The organism is Sulfurovum sp. bin170, assembly GCF_010892395.1.
Classification (GTDB): domain Bacteria; phylum Campylobacterota; class Campylobacteria; order Campylobacterales; family Sulfurovaceae; genus UBA1140.
The window spans coordinates 1-5,593 of record NZ_JAACKB010000039.1; the positions used below are offsets into that span (position 1 = coordinate 1).

4 protein-coding genes and 1 pseudogene are annotated in these 5,593 nt (G+C 36.0%); all 5 read right to left on the reverse strand.

Features of this window, described 5'->3' with window-relative positions; genetic code table 11:
- The coding region (gene serA / locus GSY74_RS00905; protein ID WP_164663218.1) for a phosphoglycerate dehydrogenase at window positions 1–1,431 on the reverse strand (1,431 nt) is incomplete at its 3' end.
- Window positions 1,431–3,104 carry a 30S ribosomal protein S1 gene (locus tag GSY74_RS00910; RefSeq protein WP_164663219.1) on the reverse strand — a complete coding sequence of 558 codons (1,674 nt, stop codon included), beginning with the start codon at window positions 3,102–3,104 and terminating at the stop codon, window positions 1,431–1,433. The genes serA and GSY74_RS00910, both read right to left, overlap by 1 nt.
- 78 nt (window positions 3,105–3,182) lie before the next feature.
- Window positions 3,183–4,025: a 4-hydroxy-3-methylbut-2-enyl diphosphate reductase gene (locus tag GSY74_RS00915; protein ID WP_164663220.1), complete on the reverse strand. Its 843-nt coding sequence runs from the start codon at window positions 4,023–4,025 to the stop codon at window positions 3,183–3,185.
- Window positions 4,026–4,174: 149 nt separating this feature from the next.
- A complete protein-coding gene (locus GSY74_RS00920; RefSeq protein WP_164663221.1) occupies window positions 4,175–5,161 on the reverse strand; it encodes a hypothetical protein in 987 nt (328 codons plus the stop codon).
- A gap of 85 nt (window positions 5,162–5,246) precedes the next feature.
- Window positions 5,247–5,593, reverse strand: a pseudogene (locus tag GSY74_RS00925) (3-phosphoshikimate 1-carboxyvinyltransferase); the annotation flags it as partial.

Sequence of the window (5,593 nt, forward strand, 5' to 3'; positions counted from 1 at the left end):
AATAATTTGACCTACGGCTCCAATAACACCAGGAACATCGGTATTTCTAAATAGAATCATTTTTCCTTTTGGTTCCAAGTCAAGTTTGTAGCCATCAATCTCAATAACTCTTTGAGCATCATCACCGAGTACAGTACCACTAATGGTAAATGTGCCACCTCTAATGGTTAGTTTGATTGTAACTCTATTTTTAAGTCCAGATCGGTTTATCTGCTTCTCTTTTATTAGATGAATGTTTCGCTCATCTGCTACAAATTCGGCATTAACATAGTTAACAGAGTCTTTAAGTGCTTCACTCAAAATTCCAACAGTAGCAAAAGTTGCCAGTGAATCGATATGTTCTGACACTTCGCCCTCTGTTGTTATCTTGATACTTTTTATACTATCTCTTGTGGCTTGAGCTGAGATGTGACCCATCTTCTGAATCAGTTCAAGGTATGGTCGGAGAAAGTTAGGAAGCTCACTCTCTTTAATAGGTAGGTTTAACGCATTTGGAAATGAGATACCTTTTGCAGAGGCGATAGCATTTTCAGCTGATTGAATAGCAATATTTTGTTGTGACTCTTTGGTGTTTGCACCAAGGTGAGGAGTAACCGTTACATTGTCAAGGTCAAGAAGTGGATGGTCAGTTGCTGGTTCTTTGTCAAACACATCAATACCAGCCATAGCAATTTTCTTACTTCTAAGTCCCTCTAGGAGAGCTTTTTCACTATATAGTCCACCTCTAGCACAGTTGATAAGAACTACACCATCTTTCATCTTTGCTATTTGAGCAGAGTCAATCATTCCAACTGTCTCTTCATTTTTAGGGGTATGAATAGTGATAATATCACAATCTAAAATATCATCAAAGTTAGTAGTGTATGCTATGTCAAGGTCTGTAGCTTTTCTAGGGTCGATGTATGGGTCATAGACCAAAATATTCATCTCAAAAGCTTTTGCTCTTTTACCAACTCTTGAACCGATATTACCAAAACCGATAATACCTAACTTTTTATCTTTGAGTTCTGTTCCATACCAATCCTGTCGTCTCCATACTCTATCAACTTTTAGGTTATTGTGAGCATAAGGAAATTTTCTTACACAAGAGAGCATATGTGTCAGGGTAAGTTCCACAGCAGCAATTGTATTTGCAGTGGGAACATTCATAACCACTATACCTTTTTTACTACACCCCTCTATATCCACATTGTCAACACCAACTCCTGCACGAATGATAGCTTTGATATTTGTAGCATGGTTTAGGAAAAATTGGTCAACATCAGTAGAAGAGCGGGTAATAGCAATATCTGCTTGGGGAATAATTTCAGTGATAAGCCTCTCTTTAGGCTCATCAGCTGCATTTATTAGGTTTATTTCAGCATCATTTGCGAGTATATCCAACCCTTTTTGGTGGATATGATCGCATACAACAATAGTAAGTTTAGGCATTATCTTCTTCGTTTTTTTAGTTGGTCTTTAAATACATCACCAAGAGTCATACTGTCATCTTGTTCTGCATTTAGTTGATCTAATGCTTCTCTCTCCTCTTGTCTCTCAAGTCTTCTAACAGAGATTCTGATTCTATCATTTTTAGCATCTAGGAAGCTAATAACAGCTCTAATCGCTTGACCTTTTTCAATCTCATCTTCTTTAAGAGGACCCAAATCATCAAGTCTAAGAAGTGCATCAACACCAGGTTCAATAGATACAAAGATACCGAAATCTTTTTTATCTTTTACTGTACCCTCTACGATATCACCATTTTTATGCTCTTTTGCAAATTTAGATACAGGAGATGGCTCTAGTGCTTTTTTGGATAGTGAAACTTTACCATTTGCTCTATCAATTTTGATGATTTTTACTTCAACTTCATCACCTTTTTTGAGAACATCTTTGGCATTGATTCCTTTGTCCCATGAGATCTCTTGGTTATGTAGAAGACCCTCAACTGCACCAATCTTAACAAATGCACCAAAATCAGTAATAGATGATACAGTACCTGTAATAACATCATTAGTTCTATTTGCTGATGCAAACTGGTCGATTGGTTTTGGAAGTAGAGTTTTTCTACTCACTCTAAGTCTTCTTTGGATTTTATCTATTTCGATAATCTCAACATCTATCTGTTGGTCTATCTCAATATAATCTTTAGGGTGTTTTACATTTTTATCCCAAGATATTTCAGATACATGTAGGAACGCTTCAAGATCCTCACCCAAATCAACAAATGCACCATACGGTTCAATATTTGAAACAGTAACATTAACTGTATCACCTGCTCTTAGCGTATTGTCAATATCTTTCCAAGGGTCAATACTCGCCTCTTTAATAGATAGAGATAGATGTCTCTTCTTTTTATCATAATCGATAGCAACAACATTAACTTCATCATCTTCTTTATAGTATTTAGATGGGTTAACAGGACCTTTGTGCGAGATTTGTGAATAGTGAACAAGACCGTCCATTCCACCAACATCAACAAACATACCATAAGATGTGATTTTTTTGATAACACCAAGAACAACAGCTTTGTTCTCTAGTAACTTATCTACAATCTCTTGAGTTTCAGCTTTTTCTCTCTCGATAAGCTCTTTTCTTGAAACTACTACAGAACCTTTCTCTTTGTCAACCTTAACGATAAGTGCTTTTACTTTTTTACCGATAGGGTTGATTTTATGAGAGATATATGAGAGTGTTCTTGGCATAAAGAACTCTAATCCAGAGACATCTACAACAAAACCACCTTTGTTTTTCTTAGTGATTTCACCCTCAATTATATACTCTTCTTCATCATCATACTCTTCAATGAACTCGGCAAGTGCTGCTCTTTTTTCTGCTAACTCATAAGAGATGTTTGGTCTTTCACCTCTAAACCCAGTGATAACAACAGTAATTGTCTCACCATTTTCAAACATAATGTTTCCATCTTCATCTCTGATTTGGTCAAGTGACATAAATGCCTCATTTTTACGACCCACATCAACAACTACCTGATTCTCTTCTTCGTCTATTTTAACAATAATACCATCTACCAAATCACTACTTGAATCTGACTTCTTAAACGACTCCTCGAGCATCGCTCCAAAATCTACATCTTCTACTTCGATATCTTCGAATTTCATACTTACCAATCCTTGCCTAGCCTAAATTTGAGCTAATTATACCTTTTTTAAGTTAATGGAAAATGAATATGGTATAAGTTAGTTATGAATTGTAGCTATCTCTTGAATTCTGTTTACAACATTTTGAACAATCCAGTCAGGAGTGGACGCACCAGCAGAGATTCCACATAGTTTCTTATCTTTGAACCAAATCTCTCTTAGTTCCCTCTCATTTTCAATTAGATAAGAGTCCTTGCAACCTCTAGTTGTTATGCTATGAAGTTGCTTAGTATTGGATGAGTGTTTTCCACCTATTACTACCATCACATCAGCATTTTCAGCCAGTTCTGCTGCTGCATCTTGATTCTCAAAAGTAGCATTACAGATAGTATTAAAGACACGAACCTCTTTATGTTTTAGTATGAGATTATTAACTATTTTCAAAAAATCTTCAGGTTTTCTAGTGGTCTGAGCGACAACAGCTACTCTGCTTTTAAGTGGTAATTTATTCAAATCATTCTCATCAAGAACAATAAAAGCATCTTCACCCTCTGCATAGCTAACAACTCCTTTTATCTCAGGATGATTCTCATCTCCAAAGATAACCACAGAGTAACCCTCTGCACTCATCTTTGCAACAATCTGTTGAGGCTTGGTAACATAGGGGCAGGTTGCATCAATGACCTTATTCTCTTGCTCTTTTAAAGCTTTTAGCTCATCTTTTGGTATTCCATGAGTTCTAATCACAACAGTATCATCTTTTTTTACATCAGCAAGACCCTCTGCAAGACCTATATTAAATCCCTCTTTTAGGCGATTAATCTCATCCTTATTGTGTATAAGTGGACCATAGGTTAGACTATTTTGATGTTTCTCTGCTATCTCTATCGCTCTTTTGACTCCATAACAGAAGCCATAACTTGATGCTAGTTCTATTTTCATCTTTTATATCCTTAATTTTTATTTGCAAAACTAGGAACCGATGGCTTTAGCCTCGCTAATTCATTGGCATTTAATAAGATAAGGATAAGAGGGGGCAAGTCACAAATATAAAGTTATTTGTGACTCGTTCCACCTCATCGAACTCAAAATCAGAGATGAGAATCTCTAGCATTCCCATTATTTCCATTATTCCCGTTATTACTGTTATTCCCACTATTACCATTTTGTGCTGGTGATATATTGTTGTTCTCCTCAGTTGAAGATGACTCTTCTTCTGTTTGGTTATTCTCTCCAATCTCACCACTCTCCTCTTCTACTCTTGAACTTATACCATTATTATCTTTGATTTTTGGTGGTTTTTTATCCTTGATTCTCTCAATATCTTCTCTATTAACTCTTTTAATCAGACCTTTCTCTTCTAAGTCAGCTATAGTTTGCTCCTCAATAGCTAGTGCTATCTCCTCGCTTGTTGCATTCTCGTCAACTTCAACTGTTGCATTAATCTCTCTGTATTTCTCCAAAATTCTCTCAATAGCAATTGGTGCATTTGAGTGCTCATTTTGTCTCTCTATCAGTTTTTTGTAAACGGCGTTGAGTACCATAATGGAGTTTTTAGTTGCTCTGGATGGAAGTTCAGTTAAATCATCAGCCGTACTGTTTGTCTCTCTAGCTAACTCATCCAATCGCTCTTCTCTGACCGTCTCATTCTCATCAGCAAGATAGGTAGTTGTAGGTGTAATATTATCGCTATATGATATTAGCGTAATATCAAGCTCCACATCCAACTCTGTTAAATTTCCATCACCATTAACATCAATCCAACCACCCTCTGCTTGAATAGGATACTCTGGTTGCTCTTCAAAAATATAGGTATTATTTGTCTCACTCACTTGTGTAGCAACACTACCATTAGCATCGGTAACATTAGCATCCAATACAGCTCCTCTCTCTACAACAACTTTATGTTCTGAGTTCAGAAGCCGTTCATTTTCTGCTGTCATCTCTAAACCATTATCGGTTTCAAGTTCTTGTGTATCTGAATTTGTACCATTGTTTGATGATGAATCTGACCCACATCCAGTATATGCTAACATCATTATGAGTATTGTTGAATAGATAACTCTATTGCTTTTCATGATTATCTCCTAAAAAATTGATTTAAATTAATTATACGATTTAAAAGATAAAATACAAGTTAATTTTATAGTATTGAGAAAACTGTTACTTTATTTCTGTAATCTCAGATAATATCTCAAAAAAGTTAGGAAAAGAGGTATCAATACACTCTATATCCTCTATCTCCATGTTACAAAGTACTCCAGCAATAGCAAAACTCATAGCGATTCTATGGTCTCCATAGCTATTGACTATGGCAGGTTGTAGCTCTCCACCAACTATCTCATATCCATCTTTGTGTTCAACAGTTTTTATAGAACAAGCATTTAGTCCCTCTAAGACCGTAGAGATTCTATCACTCTCTTTTACTCTCAACTCTTCTGCATTTTTAACAATACTAGTACCGTTAGCTACAGCCATTGCAATAGATAGGGCAGGGAGTTCGTCGATGA